We start from the raw sequence: 15,033 nt of genomic DNA on the forward strand, positions 1-15,033 counted from the left end.
TGCGACACCGGCTTTAGGAGAGCCGTGCTCTATCCCCTGAGCTACGAGGGCGGACTGGCTGGCAGCTTACCGCGCCGGACACGCGGTCCCCGGCGGGCAGTCGCTCGGCCGCGGGTCGTTGCCCCGGACGTTCAGATGAGCGGGAGTTCGGCGATGAACTTTCCGGTCGGCTGCGTCGATCCGGTGCCCGGTTCGACGGTGAACGCCAACTCGGTCGAACCTCCGATGTCGTCCAGCACCGCCGTAGTCGACGGCGCGACCGCCTTCTCGTCCATGGTGCCCGCCGACGACGCGCCGGAGGGACTCACCAGCCACATCTGGTAGACGGTTCCCGGCGCCGGCGGGGGTACGTCGTTCATCACCAGCACCGCCGCGTTCCGGTCCCGCGAGAACACCACGGTCGCGGTGCCGCCGACCGGGATCGCGCCGGAGGCGGTGTGGACGTCGGGGGCGGTGAACACCTGCTGTGCGGTGGATTGCGGCGGGGGCGGGGAGGGCCGCACCGCCAGGCCGATGCCGACGGCGGTCAAACCGATCGTCAACGCCGCGGCGGCCGGGAGCACCGTCGTGCGCCAGCGCCCGGGGCCTCGGGTGGTCGCCGTCAGGGCGCGGACGTTGTCGGCGGCGATCGCCGACATCAGCCGCGTGCGCAACTCCGCCGGCGGGTCCTCGGCGTGGGCGGCCGACACCACGGCCATGGTTTCGCGGACCGCCCGAACCTCGTCGTAGAAGGCGTCGGCGGCCGGGAGCCCGGCGGTTGCCAGCCGGCCTTCGATCTCGTCCCGCTCGGCGTCGGACACCGCGTGCAAGGCATAGGGGACCGCCAGGTCCAGGAGTTCGCCGAAGTCGCCGGGTGCTCGAGTCATCGCCGCACCTCACCCCACGCCCAGACAGTTGCGCAGGCCGCGCATCGCGTCGCGCATCCGGGACTTCACGGTGGCCAGATTCGCCGACAGCCGGTCGGAGACCTGCACGTAGGTCATCCCCTGGTAGTAGGCGAGTTCGACGCACTCGCGCTGCACATCGGTCAGCCCGTCCAGGCAGGCCGCGACCCGCCGTCGTTCATCGCCGGAGATCACCGCGTCGGTGACGTCGTCGGTGTCCCGCTCGATCGTCGTCGCGCCATACCGGGAATTCCGCTGGGAAGCCGCCTGCTCGGCCCGCACCCGGTCCACGGCCCGGCGGTGCGCCAGGGTGAGAAGCCAGGCGAGTGCGCTTCCGGCTGCCGGGTCATAGCTCTGGGCCGTCCGCCACACCTGCAGGTAGACGTCCTGGGTGGTCTCCTCGCTGTAGCCGCGGTCCCGGAGAACGCGACACACCATCCCATAGACCCGCGAGCGGGTGGCGTCGTACAACTCGGCGAAGGCCGCCGTGTCCTGTTGGGCCACCCTGCGCAGCAGCGCGTCGAGCGCGGGCGTGCTCACCGGCGGGTGCCCCGGAATTTCGGTGCCATCGCCTCGAAGCGTAACCGGACGGTCCAGCAAACGGTTCACGATGTGGCCCAGGAACGATTCCGTGCCCCCCATCCGGGCGCCGGGGCATGCACAGCCCGGCGCGCGGCCCGCAGGTTCCACTCGTCGCGGGGCGCCGGCGGCAGCCCCCGCCAGCGCAGCAGCAGGGCTTGGAACCGCACGCTGACCCACGCCATCTGCGGGGCGAGCGGGTTGGTCATCTGGAGCAGCAGCACCCGGGCCACGCCGGCCCGGCGACGCGATCCGCGCCAGGTGGCCACCAGGGCGGCGTGGTTGTCGCGGTGCATCGAAACGGCGATGTCGAGTTTCTCCGCGGGGCGCGGGACCCGCACCAGGAAGTAGCCGTCGTCGCCGGCGAAGGGCGCATCGGTCTGGCTGTGGGGGACGGCGGTCGGTCCGTCCTCGGCCGGGGGGAGCAGAAAGGCGCGCCGCCGCCCGCCGGCGTCGTGCACCTCGGCGATGACGCAACGGGTCACCCCGGCCGAATCCTGGCACCAGAACAGGTTCAGCGGACTGAACGCCCGGCCGAGGACGCGGGGCATCAGCAGAGCGGTGACCCGACCGCCGGGGATGAACACGCCGTGCCGCGCCAGGAACGCGTCCACCCGTTGGCGCAGGGTGTCCCCCGGCGCGCCGTCGAAGTGGTCGGCCGCCTCGAACCGGGCGAACGGCCGCACCCACCGGGGGAGCCGGGGCAGGTCGTCGACGTCGACGTACCAGTTGTAGCTGCGATGCTCGGCGTAGTGCTGCACGGGTGATCGGTGCAGATGGGTGACCCGGATCGGGTAGAGCCCCGGCGTGAACTCAGTCCTGCGCCCGGAAGTCGCGAGATCGGTGGCCTTCACACCTTGGATTCGGAGCCGACGCCGCCTTGGATGGGAGTGTGACGCAAGTCTCTGACGGCTCAGGTGACGGTCAGATAGATCAGCGCCGCGTTGAGGGCGGTGATGAGTGCGGCGACCACCCAGGCCAACGCCGAGGTCAGCGGGTGGTTGGTGTCGGCGCCCATCAGGTTGCGGTCGCCGGTCAGCCGTACCAGCGGCACCAGCGCGAACGGAATGCCGAAGGACAACACCACCTGGGAGAGCACCAGCGCCCGGGTGGGGTCGATCCCGCTGGCCAGCACCAGCAACGCGGGGATCAGGGTGACCAATCGCCGGAGCAGGACCGGAAAAGTCTTGCGCAGCAGGCCCTGCATGATCATCGCGCCGGCGTAGGCGCCGACCGATGTCGAGGCCAGCCCGGAGGCCAGCAGGCCGACCGCGAACAGCCATGCGGCCCCCGAGCCGAGTGTGTCACCGACGGCGGCGTGCGCACCTTCGATGGTGTCGGTGCCCGGCACGCCCCGGAGGTTTGTCGCGGCGATCAGCAGCAGGGCCAGGTTCACCGCGCCGGCCACCAGCATCGCCATCGCGACGTCCCAGCGGGTGGCGTGGAGCAGCACCGCACGGTCACGGCCGGCGGCCGGGTGGCCGTGCCGGTCTCGGGCCAGGCCGGAATGGAGGTAGACCGCGTGCGGCATGACTGTGGCGCCCAGCATGGCGGTGGCCAGCAGCACGCTGTCGGCGCCGTCGAACCGCGGGATCAGACCGCCGGCCACCTCAGCCGGCGGTGGAGTGTTGATCACCAGACAGGACAGGAAGCCGATCGCGATGATCATCAGCATCCCGGTGATGATTCGTTCGAAAACCCGTTGCCCGCCCCGGTCCCCGATGCCCAGCAGCACCAGCGAGACCGCCCCGGTGATCGCACCGCCGAGCACCAGTGGAAGTCCGAAGAGCAGGTGCAGGGCCAGCGCGCCGCCGATGATCTCGGCCACGTCGGTGGCGATGGCGACCAGTTCGGCCTGAATCCAGTAGGCGATCCGGCGCGGTGTGCCGGTGCGGTCGCGCACCGCCTCGGGCAGCGTGCTCCCGGTGACCAGGCCGAGTTTGGCGCTGAGGTACTGCACCAGGCCGGCCATCACGTTGGCGACGACGATCACCCACACCAGCAGAAAGCCGAAACTCGATCCCGCGCTGACATTGGACGCGATGTTTCCCGGGTCGACGTAGGCGATCGCGGCGACGAACGCCGGCCCGAGCAGCGTCAAGCCCGGTTTCACCGGAAGCCGAGTCTCGGTCAGGGTCTACAAGCCTATCCAGAAACCGCCGCTGCCCAGCCCGAACACCGGTGTGCCCCAGCCGAATCCCCAGCCCCGGTCGGTGAAGGCCGGGTTGGGCGTGGTGGTGATCGCCGTGTGACCGGGGTTCACGCAGACCCTGGTGTTGGGGGCGGTGTTGGTGCAGACCGGCGCCGCGGCGGCGGGCACGGCAGACAGTACGGCGGTCGCGAGGACGATCAGCAGCGTGCGTGCCATGGCGTCCCTCCGTAGCGGTTCTGGTGACCGAATCCCCCTACGGACCAGCGTACAAGCCCTTGCCGGTCACCAGCGGAAGATCAAGGGTGGTGCAGATACCCGGTTGGGCCGACACCACGGCCGGGATCGCGTTGACGATCCGCATGGCGGTGGCCAGCACCCCGGCATGGTTGTGATCGCCGTTGGGGCTGGACAGGCACAGGTCGAGCGCGTAGCACGGTTCGCCGGTGATCTCGATGCGGTAGTTGCCGCCGGGTTGTGCGGGCTGCGGCCATTGCGGGCACAGGTCGTCGCGCAACCGGGTGATGTGTTCGAGCACCACCGCCGGCGCGCCGTTCACCAGGCCGATCACCTCGAATCGCAGAGCGGCGGCGGTTCCTTCGGCGATGTGCCCGGACGCGATGTCGAATGCCTCCGGTGCGGGTTCGCGGACGTACATCTCCTCCAGGCCGTCGAGTTCCAGACCCAGACCCGCCGCCAGTTGGCGCACCACCGATCCCCACCCGATGCCGAGCACCCCGGGTTGCAGCAGCATCGGGATCTCGTCCATCGGCTTTCCGAAGCCCATCACGTCGAACATCACCGTCGCGCTGTCGTAGGTCGCGTAGTTGACGATCTCCATGCAGCGCACCTGCTCGATGCTCTGGCAGGTCCCCATCAACGCCAGCGGAACGAGGTCGTTGGCGAAGCCCGGGTCGATGCCGTTGACGAAGAGGCTCGAGTTGCCTTGCCGGGCAGCCTCTTCGAGCGGTTTGATCATTTCCTCGGGGATCACCTGCCATGGCCACTGAAGGAAGACCGGGCCGCTGCCCACCACGTTGACTCCCGCGGCGAGGATGCGCCGGTAGTCCTCGAGGGCTTCCATCAGCCGGTTGTCGGCCATGGCGTTGTAGACCGCGCAGTCCGGCTTGGTGGCCAGCACGGCATCGAGGTCGGTGGTGGCCATGACCCCTGTCGCGGTGTCCAGTCCGACCAGTTCGGCGGCGTCCCTGCCGGCCTTGTCCTCCGAGGACACCCACACCGCGGTGAGTTCGTAGTCGGGGTTGGTGATGAGCGACCGCAGGGCGTGGCCGCCGACGTTGCCGGTGCCGATCTGTGCCACGCGGATGGGCCTCTTGCTCAATGTATTCGGCCTCATGTCAGCACTCCTTGTCGTCTGTTCACAGGTCCGGGATGGGCAGGTCCAGGTTGGGCACGATCAGCCCGCCGTCGACCTCGAGCATCTTTCCGGTCAGGAAACTGCCGGCCGCCGATGCGAGATAGACCGCCGCTGCGGCGATGTCGTCCGGCTCGCCGAGGCGGCGCAGCGGGGTGGCCTTCTCCATGGGCCGGCGCAGAGCGTCGTTGGACGCCACGATTTCCAGGGCCGAGGTCATGATCGAACCCGGCGCGATCGCGTTGACCCGGATCCGCGGGCACAGATCCAGCGCGCTGAGGCGGGTGTAGTGCGCCAGTGCGGCTTTGGCGGTGCTGTAGGCGGCGAAGCCGCGGCCGGCCAGCCGGCCCATGGTGGAACTGATGTTGATGATGTTGCCGCCGCCGGAGTGCTCCAGCATCAGCGGGACCGCGGCTACGGTGAGCGCGTGCGCGGTCAGCACATTGAAGGTGAAGGCGTCGCGCATCTCCTTCACGCCGGTGGTCATCAGCGCGTTGGGCATGCTGCCGCCGACATTGTTGACGACCACGTCGAGCCTGCCGAATGCGTCCACGGCCGCGCCGGCCAGTTCGGCGGTCCGCTCCGGTTGGGCCAGGTCGGCGACGACGACATGGGCACGTCGTCCCGCCGCCTCGACCTGTGCGGCGACGGCGTCAAGGTCTGATCGTGTCCTGGAGGCGATGACCACGTCGGCGCCGACTTCGGCGAAGGCGACCGCGATCGCGGCGCCCAGGCCGCGCCCGGCCCCGGTGACTACGGCAACTTGTCCGTCCAGACGGAACTTGTCCAGGATCATGCGGCTCTCTTCCCTCGTCAACGACCACCGTAACCAGGTGTCCGCCGGGACCGGACCCGAATGTCGAACATTTCTGTAACACGTTCTACTTCTTGGCGGGGGTCTTCCGCGCGGCGGCCTTGGCAGGTGCCTTCTTCGCCACTGCCTTGGCGGGGGCCTTCTTCGCGGCGGCCTTGGCAGGTGCCTTCTTCGCCGGTGCCGGCTCGGGCTCGGCCCGGCCTTCCCGTTCCTCGCGGCGGCGGCGCACGCTGGCCTCGAGCTTGGCCAGCAGGTCGGAGACGTCGTCTGTCTCGTCCAGTTTCGCGGGGGCTTCCGCGGTGGCGAAGGCCTCCCCGCCGGACAGCTTGGCCTCGACGAGTTCCTGCAACTGCTCCTGGTAGGTGTCGGTGTACTGCTCGGGATGGAAATCGTCGGTCATCGACTCGACCACCTGGCCGGCCATCTTCAACTCCGGTGCGCGGACTTCGACGTCGCCGTCCAGTGACGGGAAATCGGGGTCGCGGATCTCGTCGGGCCACAGCAGGGTGTGGATGACCATCACGTTGCGCTTGGAGAAGTCCTTGACCCGCAGCGCCGCCAGTCGGGTCTTGTTGCGCAGCGCGAAGTGCACGATCGCCACCCGGTCGGTCTCGCTGAGCGCTTTGGCAAGCAGCACATAGGATTTCGACGACTTGCCGTCGGGCTCCAGGTAGTAGCTCTTGTCGTACATGAGCGGGTCGATGTCGCTCGCCGGGACGAACTCCAGCACGTTGATCTCGTGGCTGCGTTCCTCGGGCAGGGTGGCGATGTCCTCCTCGGTGATCACCACGGTCTGACCGGTCTCGGACTCGTAGGCCTTGGCGATGTCGCGGTACTCCACCACGTCGCCGCACTCGGCGCACACCCGGCGGTACTGGATGCGGCCGTTGTCCTTGCCGTGCACCTGATGGAATTTCAGGTCGTGGTCCTCGGTGGCGCTGTAAACCTTCACCGGGACGTTGACGAGACCGAAGGCGACAGAACCCTTCCAGATGGAACGCATGCGACCAGTATGCCCAGCAATCGCCGGTAATCAGCCGACCGGCACGTTCTGCGGGGTCAGGCCGAGTGGAAGGACCGCGGGAAAGTTGCGCGGGGTCAGTCCCACTGGGAAGACCACCGGGAAGTTCGCCGGGGTCAGACCGGGCGGCAGGTTGGGGCCGGCGCCCGGGAAGTTGCCGGGCAGGAGCACGTTGGATCCGCGCAGACCGGGCGGCAGGTTCGGCCTGGCCCCCGGGAAGGCGCCGGGCAGTGGGACCAACTGCTCGTTGAGGGCTTCCACCGGTTCGGGGCTGCACTCACCGGCCTGCGCCACCTGGCCGCTGGTGCAGGCGGGAACCAGGATCTGCGGGTCGGCCGCGGCGGCGGGCGCCGCGGCCACCGAGGCTGCCGCGAGAGCCGCCAGCGACCGGATCACGCCGCCACGGTATCAGCCGGGTAATACCCTGGGACCGTGAACGAGGCGTGGTGAATCAGGTGTGGCCACCGGGGGCGACCAGCGGAGCCATGGTCAAGCTGACCAACCCCGACAAGGTGCTCTACCCGGCCGACGGAACCACCAAGGCGGACGTCTTCGCCTACTACACCGGTATCGCCGAGGTGATGCTGCCGCACATCGCCGGCCGCCCGGCCACCCGAAAGCGGTGGCCCAACGGGGTGGACGGGACGGCGTTCTTCGAGAAGGAACTGGCCAAGTCCGCGCCGTCCTGGCTGCACCGCGGCACGCTCGCGCACCGCTCCGGCGACACCGCCTACCCGATCATCGACAGCGCGACCGGGCTGGCTTGGATAGCGCAGCAGGCGGCGCTGGAAGTCCATGTGCCGCAATGGCGATTCGGTCCCGACGGGCGGCCGGGACCGGCCAATCGGCTGGTTTTCGACCTGGATCCCGGCGAGGACGTCACCATGACGCAGCTGGGCGAAGTGGCGCACGCCGTCCGCGAGCTGATGGACGACATCGGGTTGCGGGTCTTCCCGCTCACCAGCGGGAGCAAGGGCCTTCACCTGTACGCACCGCTGGCCGAGCCGATCAGCAGCGCCGGAGCGGCGGTGCTGGCCCGCAAGGTCGCGCAGCAACTCGAGCAGAGCATGCCCGCACTGGTGACCGCCACCATGACCAGGAGCCGGCGGGCCGGAAAGGTGTTTCTGGACTGGAGCCAGAACAACGCCGCGAAGACGACGATCGCGCCGTATTCACTGCGCGGCCGGCAGACGCCGACGGTCGCCGCGCCCCGCACCTGGGACGAGATCGGCGATCCCGGACTCGAACAGCTGCAGTACGAGCAGGTGCTGGCCCGGGTGGCGCAGCACGGCGACCTGCTGGCGGGGCTGGACGATCGGCCCGCCGACGGGCTGACCAAGTACCGCAGTATGCGCGATGCGGCCAAGACGCCCGAGCCGGTCCCGAAGGCGACTCCCGCCCGGTCCGCGCCGAAGGGGGACCGGTTCGTCATCCAGGAGCACCGCGCCCGCAGGCTGCACTACGACTTCCGCCTCGAACGCGATGGGGTTCTGGTGTCCTGGGCGGTGCCCAAGAACCTGCCCGACACCCCGGCGGCCAACCACCTCGCGGTGCACACCGAGGACCATCCCCTGGAGTACGCCACCTTCGAGGGCACCATCCCCAAGGGCGAGTACGGCGGCGGCCGGGTCACGATCTGGGACTCCGGCACCTACACCGCCGAGAAGTTCGACGTGACCGGCGCCCAGGGGGGCGAGGTGGTCGTCGACCTTCGGGGCCAACGGATCTCGGGCCGTTACGCGCTGATCCAGACCAAGGGCGACCAGTGGCTCGCACACCGGATGAAGGAGCAGCCCACCGACCACGTCCGCGATCTGGCGCCCATGCTCGCCACTCTCGGATCGGTGGACAGGCTCACCTCGGCGCAGTGGGCCTTCGAGGGCAAGTTCGACGGGTATCGGCTGCTGGTCGAGGTCGACCACGGACGCCTGGTGCTGCAGACCCGCAACGGCCGCGACGTCACCCGCGAATACCCCCAATTGCAGAAGCTGGCAACAACTTTGGCCGATCACCACGTCATTCTCGATGGTGAGGCCGTCGCACTCGACACCCACGGCGTGCCGAACTTCACCGAGATGCAGAACCGGGCACGCGCCGCGCGGGTCGAGTTCTGGGCCTTCGACATCCTCAGCCTGGATGGGCGATCGCTGATGCGGGCAAAGTATCGGGACCGCCGCAAGGTGCTGGAAACCTTCGCTGAGGCAACGGGTCTGATCGCCCCGCCACTTCTCGACGGCGACGGCCCCGAGGCGCTGGCCTACTCCCGCAAGCGAAAGTGGGAGGGTGTGGTCGCCAAGAAGTGGGATTCCACCTACCAGCCCGGCCGGCGGTCGGCGGCCTGGATCAAGGACAAGAACTGGAACACCCAGGAGGCGGTGATCGGCGGGTGGCGCAAGGGCGAGGGCGGGCGCTCCAGTGGGATCGGCGCACTACTGCTCGGCATTCCCGAGGACGGCGGCCTGCGGTTCATCGGCCGGGTCGGGACCGGGTTCACCGAGAAGGATCTGGCCGCACTCAAAGCGACCCTGGCGCCGTTGCACACCGAGTCCTCACCGTTCCACCCTGCCCTGCCCCGCAAGGAGGCCAAGGACGTCACCTATGTGCGTCCGGCACTGGTGGGGGAGGTCCGCTACGGGGAGATGACCCCGGACGGACACCTGCGGCATCCGAGCTGGCGCGGACTGCGCCCGGACAAGGCACCGTCCGACGTCGAATGGGAATTGTCGCAATAGCTGCGACCTTGCGCAAAGTAGAACCAGTTGGGGTATAGGGCTTTCGGTCGGTCGATGATTCCCGACACCATCCTTCCGAAAGCCATGCCGCACAGCGCCGCCGCTACCGTGATCAGGATGCCCTCGCGCAAGGAGATATTCACCAAGGCCAGCACGAACATGCCTGCGATCGCAGATTGATCCGCAGCAGACCGCCACCATCCTGTGGGCAATCTGGAAGGGCATCATCAGCCCTGGCCTGGCGACAAGACGATCTCCGGCAGAACCCGGACGCACTAGCTGAACTGATCGAGAAGGCGGCCGACCTGGTCAGCTACGGACTGCGTGTGCGGTTGTTCCGAGTCGACGGTTTACAGAACTTCATTGAAGGCTCCACTTCATTGAAGGCTCCTTTTTTATCGCCGCATCGCTGCTGACTCGGCCGCATCTGGGCTCCTCCGGATGTGGCCTGCCACGCCAGGAACACCGCACATTTCACACGTGAGATCAGTTCGTGGTTGGTGGCGTCGGGTTAAAGGGTGTGTACCACCACCAGTCGGCGCGTTCCCCGGTCGGCCCGGGACACGGTGGAACATCCGGTGGGGGTGTGGTCGGGGGCCTGGCCAATGACCCATGCCCGAGGGTTGACCCCGAGGCGTCGGTGACCACGAGGCGATCGGCGGGACCGGTGATGGTGATGCCACCGCTATGGTGCAGCCGGTGATGGAACGGGCACACCAGAACCAGGTTGGCCGGCTCGGTGGGGCCGCCGTCCTCCCAGTGCCGGATGTGGTGGGCATGCAGGCCACGGGTGGCGCCGCAACCCGGAACCGCGCAGGTGGGGTGGCGGTGCTCGAGAGCACGGCGGAGCCGGCGGTTGACCGTGCGGGTTGTTCGCCCGGCACCGATGACCCGGCCGTCACGTTCGAACCAGACCTCGCAGGTGGCGTCACAGGTGAGGAATTGCCGCTCGGCGTCGGTGAGCAGCGGTCCCAGATGCAATGCACCGGTGCGTTTTTCGACGTCGACGTGTACCACCACGGTGGTGCGTTGCCCGTGCGGGCGGCAGGCCGTCTCGGCGTCCCAGCCGACCTCCACCAGACGCAGGAACGCCGCGACGGTGTCGGGCATCGGCGACCGCTGACCGGATGGGGCTTCCTCACCGCCGTCGCCGTGGTTCTGCTTCCATTCCCCGATCAGTGCATCGAGATGTGACTGCAACGCCGCGTCGAACGTCGCCGCCTCATCGTGCGGAAGGGTGATCCGCCAACTCGTGGACGTCTCGTTGCAGGTTTTGGTGATCCCCCGCTGCGGTTGAGGCCGAGTGCTCGGGTCCGGTCGTGGCTCGAGCCGGACCGCGGTGCGCAGCTGGTTGACCGTCGCGACCGCGGCCAACTCGGCGTAATGCGCATCCGAGCCCGCACCGGCACCCCCGGCGATGACGCCGACCTGGTCCAGCGACAGCCGGCCCTCCCGCATGCCCTGGGCGCAGCGCGGGAACTCCTCGAGCCGGTGGGCGATGGCCGCGATCGTGTGGGCGTTGGCCGATGAGCAGCCGGTCCTCCAGGCCACCAACGCCGGGATCGACCGCGCCCCGGTGTTGCCCCACAGATCGTCGTGATCGACCTCGGCGATGATCTCGACGATGCGCCCGTCGATTGCGTTGCGCTGACCGGTCAACTCCGCAAGCTCGTCGAACAGCGCCTCCAGCCGCTGCGCGGGAGACATCCCGGCGTCGGCCGGAGATGTTGCGGTGGAGGACATGAGCGCATCATCACAGAGGGGTATGACATTGATGCTGTCATGGCGGCCCCATCAGGCGGCAAGGCCGCTACGTGGCCGCCGCCTTCGAGTTGGCATCCAGGGTTACCAGGTGCCGCTTCCATCTTGTCCGCTGCCGCCCGGCTGACCGCCGTTGCCACCCGCGCCGCCCTTGGTGTCACCGAGAAGGCTCAGCGCCGAACCGCCGGTGCCGCCGGACTGGCCGACGCTGCCGTTACCGGCGGCGCCACCGGTGGCGTCGGCTCCGAACGAGAAGGCGTGGCCACCGTTTCCGGCGCTACCGCCCAGGCCGATCGTCGAGCCACCGCCGTTACCGCCGGCGCCGCCGGTTGCCGGGCCCACCGGCGCCGCCCGCGCCCCAGAGGGACCCGCCGCGGCCGCCGGTTCCGCCCGTGCGGTCACCGGAGAGGCCGCAGGATCGGCCGCAGGGCGTCCAGCACGCCGGCGTCCTCGATGGTCGACGGAACCGGTTCGTCGTGCCCGTCGGCGATGCCGCGCATGGTTTTGCGCAGGATCTTGCCCGACCGGGTCTTGGGCAGAGCCGGCACGATGTCGACGGTGTTGAAGCAGGCGACCGCGCCGATCGAATGGCGCACCGCCGCAACCAGTTCGACGGCCAGGCCGTTCCCGGACGCGCCGGACTTGAGCACCACGAATCCGCGGGGAACCTGGCCTTTGATCTCGTCGGCCACGCCGATCACCGCGCACTCGGCCACCGCCGGGTGCGCTGCCACCACCGCTTCGATCTGACCCGTGGACAACCGGTGGCCGGCGACGTTGATGACGTCGTCGATGCGGCCCATCACGAACAGGTAGCCGTCTGCGTCCAGGTAGCCGCCGTCGCCGGTCAGGTAGTAGCCGGGGTGCTCGCACAGATAGGACGCCTCGAACCGGGCGTCGTCCCCCCACAGGGTGGGCAGCGTGCCGGGCGGCAGGGGTAGCCGGATGCAGATCGCGCCCTCCTGCCCGCGTTCGCACCCCGACCCGTCCGGGTGCAGGACTCGCACGTCGTATCCGGGCATCGGCACCGTCGGAGATCCGGCTTTGAGTGGAAGCTGTTCGGCGCCAACCGGATTGGCGGCGATCGCCCACCCGGTCTCGGTCTGCCACCAGTGGTCGATCACCGGGATGCCGAGCACCTCGGTTGCCCAGGCGTAGGTGTCGGGGTCCAGTCGCTCGCCAGCCTGGAACAGGTAGCGCAGCGACGACAGGTCGTGGCGCCCGATGTGCGATCCGGTCGGGTCCTCCTTGCGGATCGCCCGCAGCGCCGTCGGCGCGGAGAACAGCACCTTGACCCCGTACTCCGCGGCCACCCGCCAGAACGCACCCGGGTCGGGGGTGCCGATGGGTTTGCCCTCGTAGAGAACCGTCGTCGCGCCGGCCAGCAGTGGCCCGTAGACGATGTAGGAGTGGCCCACCACCCAGCCGATGTCGGAAGCCGCCCAGAACACCTCGCCGGGTCCGACGCCGTAGATGTTGCGCATGCTCCAGGTCAGCGCGACGGCGTGGCCGCCGTTGTCCCGGACGATGCCCTTGGGCTTGCCGGTGGTCCCCGAGGTGTAGAGCACGTAGAGCGGGTCGGTCGCGGCCACCGGCACCGGGGCGACGGGCTGCGCGCCGGCCATCAAGGGTTCCCAGTCGTGGTCGCGGCCGTCGACCAGATCGCAGCGGCGCTGGTCGCGCTGCACGATCACGCAGGCCCGCGGTTGGTGGTCGGACCGGGTCAGCGCATGGTCGAGCATCGGCTTGTACTCGACCACCCGGGCGGGTTCGATCCCGCAGGACGCCGAGACGATGACGACCGGTTGGGCGTCGTCGATCCGGGTTGCCAACTCGTGGCTGGCGAACCCGCCGAAGACCACCGAGTGCACGGCGCCGATGCGGGCGCAGGCCAGCATCGCCACCACCGCCTCGGGGATCATCGGCATGTACACCACCACCCGGTCACCCTTGCCGACCCCCAGCCCGCGGAGCACCCCGGCGAAACGCGCCGTCTGGTCGAGCAATTCGCGATAGGTGTAGGTGCGCTTGGTGCCGGTCACCGGGGAGTCGTAGATCAGCGCGGGCTGATCGCCACGCTGACCGATGTGCCGGTCCAGGGCGTTGGCGCAGGTGTTCAACTCCGCGTCGGGGAACCACCGGTAGAACGGGGGATCGGTGTCGTCGAGGACACGCTCGGGTTGCCTGGTCCAGGTGACGGCCTCGGCGGCGCCGGCCCAGAAACCCGCCGGATCGTCGATGCTGGACTGGTAGAGCTCACGGTAACCACCCACGGATAGCACCGTAGCGAAGCGTCGCCTCCACGCCGGGACTGCCGGCGTCCGGCCCGCGACGGGTCTTAGGGGTTCGCCTTGGCGATGACGTTCTCGGCGAACCACTCGAGATTGCGGATCTTGGCATCAAGCGGCTCGGTATCCGCTCCGTCGATGTAGGGAATGCGGAAACCGACGATCACATCGGTGACGCCCTTGTCCTCCAGTCGCTTAACCCCGTCGACGGTGAAACCGTCTATGGAGATGACGTGGATCTGGAAGTCCTTGTCGGCGGTGCCTTCCTCGTCGCGGTAGCGCTTCAGCCTGGCCAGCAACTCGTCGAGATCCTCGTTTCCGCCGCCGTGCATCCAGCCGTCGTTGCGGGCGGCCCGGCGCAGCGCGGCGTCGGCGTGCCCGCCGATCAGGATCGGGATCGGCTGGGTGGGCGCCGGGGTCATCTTGATCTTGGGGATCTCGTAGAACTCGCCGTGGTATTCGAAGTAGTTCCCGGAGGTCAGGCCGCGGATGATGTCGATGCACTCGTCCATCCGCCTGCCTCGCTTGGCGAACGGGACCCCCATGATCTCGTAGTCCTCCGGCCACGGACTGGTTCCGACACCGAGTCCCACCCTGTTGCCGATCAGCGCGGCCAGTGAGCCGGCCTGCTTGGCAACCAGTGCCGGAGGGCGGATCGGCAGCTTGAGGACGAAGAAGTTGAAGTGCAGGTTGGTCGTCACCGCCCCGAGAGCCGCGGTGAGGATGAACGTCTCGATGAAGGCCTTCCCGTCCAGGAACTCCCGGTTGCCATCCGGGGTGTAGGGGTACTTCGCATCCGATTCGAAGGGGTAGGCGATGCTGTCCGGGATGGTCATCGCGTGATATCCGGCGGCGTCGGCCGCTTTGGCCAGGGGGATGTAGTAACTCGGGTCGGTCATCGCTTCGGCATAGGTGAATCGCACCAGCCAATCCTAGAACGTGTTCTAGTTCCGGGCGCAAGGTTTCCGATGCCCGGCTTGGCCCCCCGTCGTCGACCCATCATCGAGCCGGCGCGCCGGTGGGCCCGATCAGCCCTAGCCGGCCGAGAGTGCCTCACGCTGAATGGCCACCCACGCAATGATCTTGCCGGCGTCTTTGAGGGGGAACATCCGCCAGTTCATGATGAACGGCGTTCCGTCCTTCCGGTAATTGACCGCGCGGCCCTCGAACCGTCCGCCGGATTTGATTGCCGCCGCCAGGCGGTCGATCACCTTCCGGTCGGTGCCGGGGCCTTGGAGGATGCGGGGGTCCTTGCCGATGACTTCGGCGGGGTCATGTCCGGTGAGCTTTCTGAACGCCTTGTTGGCGTAGATGATCTGGCCCCTGGCCGTGGCGTCGGTGACGAGAATGGCGTCGAAGCTGTTGTCAGCGAGCAACTTAAGCAGCGCCAGGCCGCCCTTTTCCGAACCCAGTGCGTCAATCAGTGACGA

At 68.5% G+C, this 15,033-nt stretch carries 16 protein-coding genes; 2 read left to right on the plus strand and 14 right to left on the minus strand.

Features of this window, described 5'->3' with window-relative positions; translation table 11 throughout:
• Positions 1 to 131: 131 nt before the first annotated feature.
• The 9 genes from ADBZ5U_RS08420 to ADBZ5U_RS08460 form a co-directional block, all read right to left on the minus strand.
• Positions 132 to 866: an anti-sigma factor gene (locus ADBZ5U_RS08420; RefSeq protein ID WP_526264336.1), complete on the minus strand. Its 735-nt coding sequence runs from the start codon at positions 864 to 866 to the stop codon at positions 132 to 134.
• Positions 867 to 875: 9 nt separating this feature from the next.
• A complete protein-coding gene (locus ADBZ5U_RS08425; RefSeq protein ID WP_526264338.1) occupies positions 876 to 1,424 on the minus strand; it encodes an RNA polymerase sigma factor in 549 nt (182 codons plus the stop codon).
• A 65-nt stretch (positions 1,425 to 1,489) separates the two neighbouring features.
• A complete protein-coding gene (locus ADBZ5U_RS08430; protein WP_526264340.1) occupies positions 1,490 to 2,317 on the minus strand; it encodes a DUF1365 family protein in 828 nt (275 codons plus the stop codon).
• 59 nt (positions 2,318 to 2,376) lie between these two features.
• Positions 2,377 to 3,576, minus strand: a complete 1,200-nt coding sequence (locus ADBZ5U_RS08435; protein ID WP_526264342.1) for an Nramp family divalent metal transporter — start codon at positions 3,574 to 3,576, stop codon at positions 2,377 to 2,379.
• A gap of 24 nt (positions 3,577 to 3,600) precedes the next feature.
• A complete protein-coding gene (locus tag ADBZ5U_RS08440; RefSeq protein WP_526264344.1) occupies positions 3,601 to 3,831 on the minus strand; it encodes a hypothetical protein in 231 nt (76 codons plus the stop codon).
• 37 nt (positions 3,832 to 3,868) lie between these two features.
• Positions 3,869 to 4,969 (minus strand): NAD(P)H-dependent amine dehydrogenase family protein, encoded by a 1,101-nt coding sequence (locus ADBZ5U_RS08445; RefSeq protein WP_526264346.1) that lies wholly within the window; start codon positions 4,967 to 4,969, stop codon positions 3,869 to 3,871.
• A gap of 22 nt (positions 4,970 to 4,991) precedes the next feature.
• Complete coding sequence (locus ADBZ5U_RS08450) at positions 4,992 to 5,783, minus strand: SDR family oxidoreductase (RefSeq protein ID WP_526264348.1); 792 nt, start codon at positions 5,781 to 5,783, stop codon at positions 4,992 to 4,994.
• 85 nt (positions 5,784 to 5,868) lie between these two features.
• Complete coding sequence (gene ku, locus ADBZ5U_RS08455; protein WP_526264350.1) at positions 5,869 to 6,804, minus strand: non-homologous end joining protein Ku; 936 nt, start codon at positions 6,802 to 6,804, stop codon at positions 5,869 to 5,871.
• Between the two features lie 30 nt (positions 6,805 to 6,834).
• The gene (locus ADBZ5U_RS08460; RefSeq protein WP_526264352.1) at positions 6,835 to 7,218 is read right to left on the minus strand and encodes a hypothetical protein; all 384 of its coding nucleotides are present in this window, start codon (positions 7,216 to 7,218) and stop codon (positions 6,835 to 6,837) included.
• A gap of 89 nt (positions 7,219 to 7,307) precedes the next feature.
• Here ADBZ5U_RS08460 and ADBZ5U_RS08465 point away from each other — a divergent pair, with 89 nt between their 5' ends.
• Positions 7,308 to 9,554 (plus strand): ATP-dependent DNA ligase, encoded by a 2,247-nt coding sequence (locus ADBZ5U_RS08465; protein ID WP_526264366.1) that lies wholly within the window; start codon positions 7,308 to 7,310, stop codon positions 9,552 to 9,554.
• 54 nt (positions 9,555 to 9,608) lie between these two features.
• Complete coding sequence (locus tag ADBZ5U_RS08470; RefSeq protein WP_526264354.1) at positions 9,609 to 9,734, plus strand: hypothetical protein; 126 nt, start codon at positions 9,609 to 9,611, stop codon at positions 9,732 to 9,734.
• A gap of 306 nt (positions 9,735 to 10,040) precedes the next feature.
• Here ADBZ5U_RS08470 and ADBZ5U_RS08475 read toward each other — a convergent pair whose 3' ends face one another.
• From ADBZ5U_RS08475 to ADBZ5U_RS08495, 5 genes are all read right to left on the minus strand, one after another.
• Positions 10,041 to 11,297 carry an HNH endonuclease signature motif containing protein gene (locus tag ADBZ5U_RS08475; protein ID WP_526264356.1) on the minus strand — a complete coding sequence of 419 codons (1,257 nt, stop codon included), beginning with the start codon at positions 11,295 to 11,297 and terminating at the stop codon, positions 10,041 to 10,043.
• Positions 11,298 to 11,399: 102 nt separating this feature from the next.
• Entirely contained in the window at positions 11,400 to 11,717 is a 318-nt protein-coding gene (locus tag ADBZ5U_RS08480) for a hypothetical protein (RefSeq protein ID WP_526264358.1), read from the minus strand.
• Positions 11,714 to 13,588: a propionyl-CoA synthetase gene (locus ADBZ5U_RS08485; protein WP_526264360.1), complete on the minus strand. Its 1,875-nt coding sequence runs from the start codon at positions 13,586 to 13,588 to the stop codon at positions 11,714 to 11,716. Before ADBZ5U_RS08485 ends, ADBZ5U_RS08480 begins: the two co-directional genes overlap by 4 nt.
• Before the next feature lie 65 nt (positions 13,589 to 13,653).
• Positions 13,654 to 14,526, minus strand: a complete 873-nt coding sequence (locus ADBZ5U_RS08490; RefSeq protein ID WP_526264362.1) for an LLM class flavin-dependent oxidoreductase — start codon at positions 14,524 to 14,526, stop codon at positions 13,654 to 13,656.
• Positions 14,527 to 14,637: 111 nt separating this feature from the next.
• Positions 14,638 to 15,033, minus strand: a 396-nt coding sequence (locus ADBZ5U_RS08495; protein ID WP_526264364.1) for a PAS domain-containing protein, incomplete at its 5' end; no start/stop codon positions are given.

The organism is Mycobacterium sp., from assembly GCF_040398885.1.
GTDB lineage: Bacteria > Actinomycetota > Actinomycetes > Mycobacteriales > Mycobacteriaceae > Mycobacterium.

What these genes read in the sequence shown, in the direction of transcription:
- ADBZ5U_RS08420 (WP_526264336.1), bottom strand. Translation starts at nt 866, where the DNA reads ATGACTCGAGCACCCGGCGACTTCGGCGAACTCCTGGACCTGGCGGTC.
- ADBZ5U_RS08440 (WP_526264344.1), bottom strand. Translation starts at nt 3,831, where the DNA reads ATGGCACGCACGCTGCTGATCGTCCTCGCGACCGCCGTACTGTCTGCC.
- ADBZ5U_RS08445 (WP_526264346.1), bottom strand. Translation starts at nt 4,969, where the DNA reads ATGAGGCCGAATACATTGAGCAAGAGGCCCATCCGCGTGGCACAGATC.
- ADBZ5U_RS08450 (WP_526264348.1), bottom strand. Translation starts at nt 5,783, where the DNA reads ATGATCCTGGACAAGTTCCGTCTGGACGGACAAGTTGCCGTAGTCACC.
- ku (WP_526264350.1), bottom strand. Translation starts at nt 6,804, where the DNA reads ATGCGTTCCATCTGGAAGGGTTCTGTCGCCTTCGGTCTCGTCAACGTC.
- ADBZ5U_RS08465 (WP_526264366.1), top strand. Translation starts at nt 7,308, where the DNA reads ATGGTCAAGCTGACCAACCCCGACAAGGTGCTCTACCCGGCCGACGGA.
- ADBZ5U_RS08470 (WP_526264354.1), top strand. Translation starts at nt 9,609, where the DNA reads ATGATTCCCGACACCATCCTTCCGAAAGCCATGCCGCACAGCGCCGCC.
- ADBZ5U_RS08475 (WP_526264356.1), bottom strand. Translation starts at nt 11,297, where the DNA reads ATGTCCTCCACCGCAACATCTCCGGCCGACGCCGGGATGTCTCCCGCG.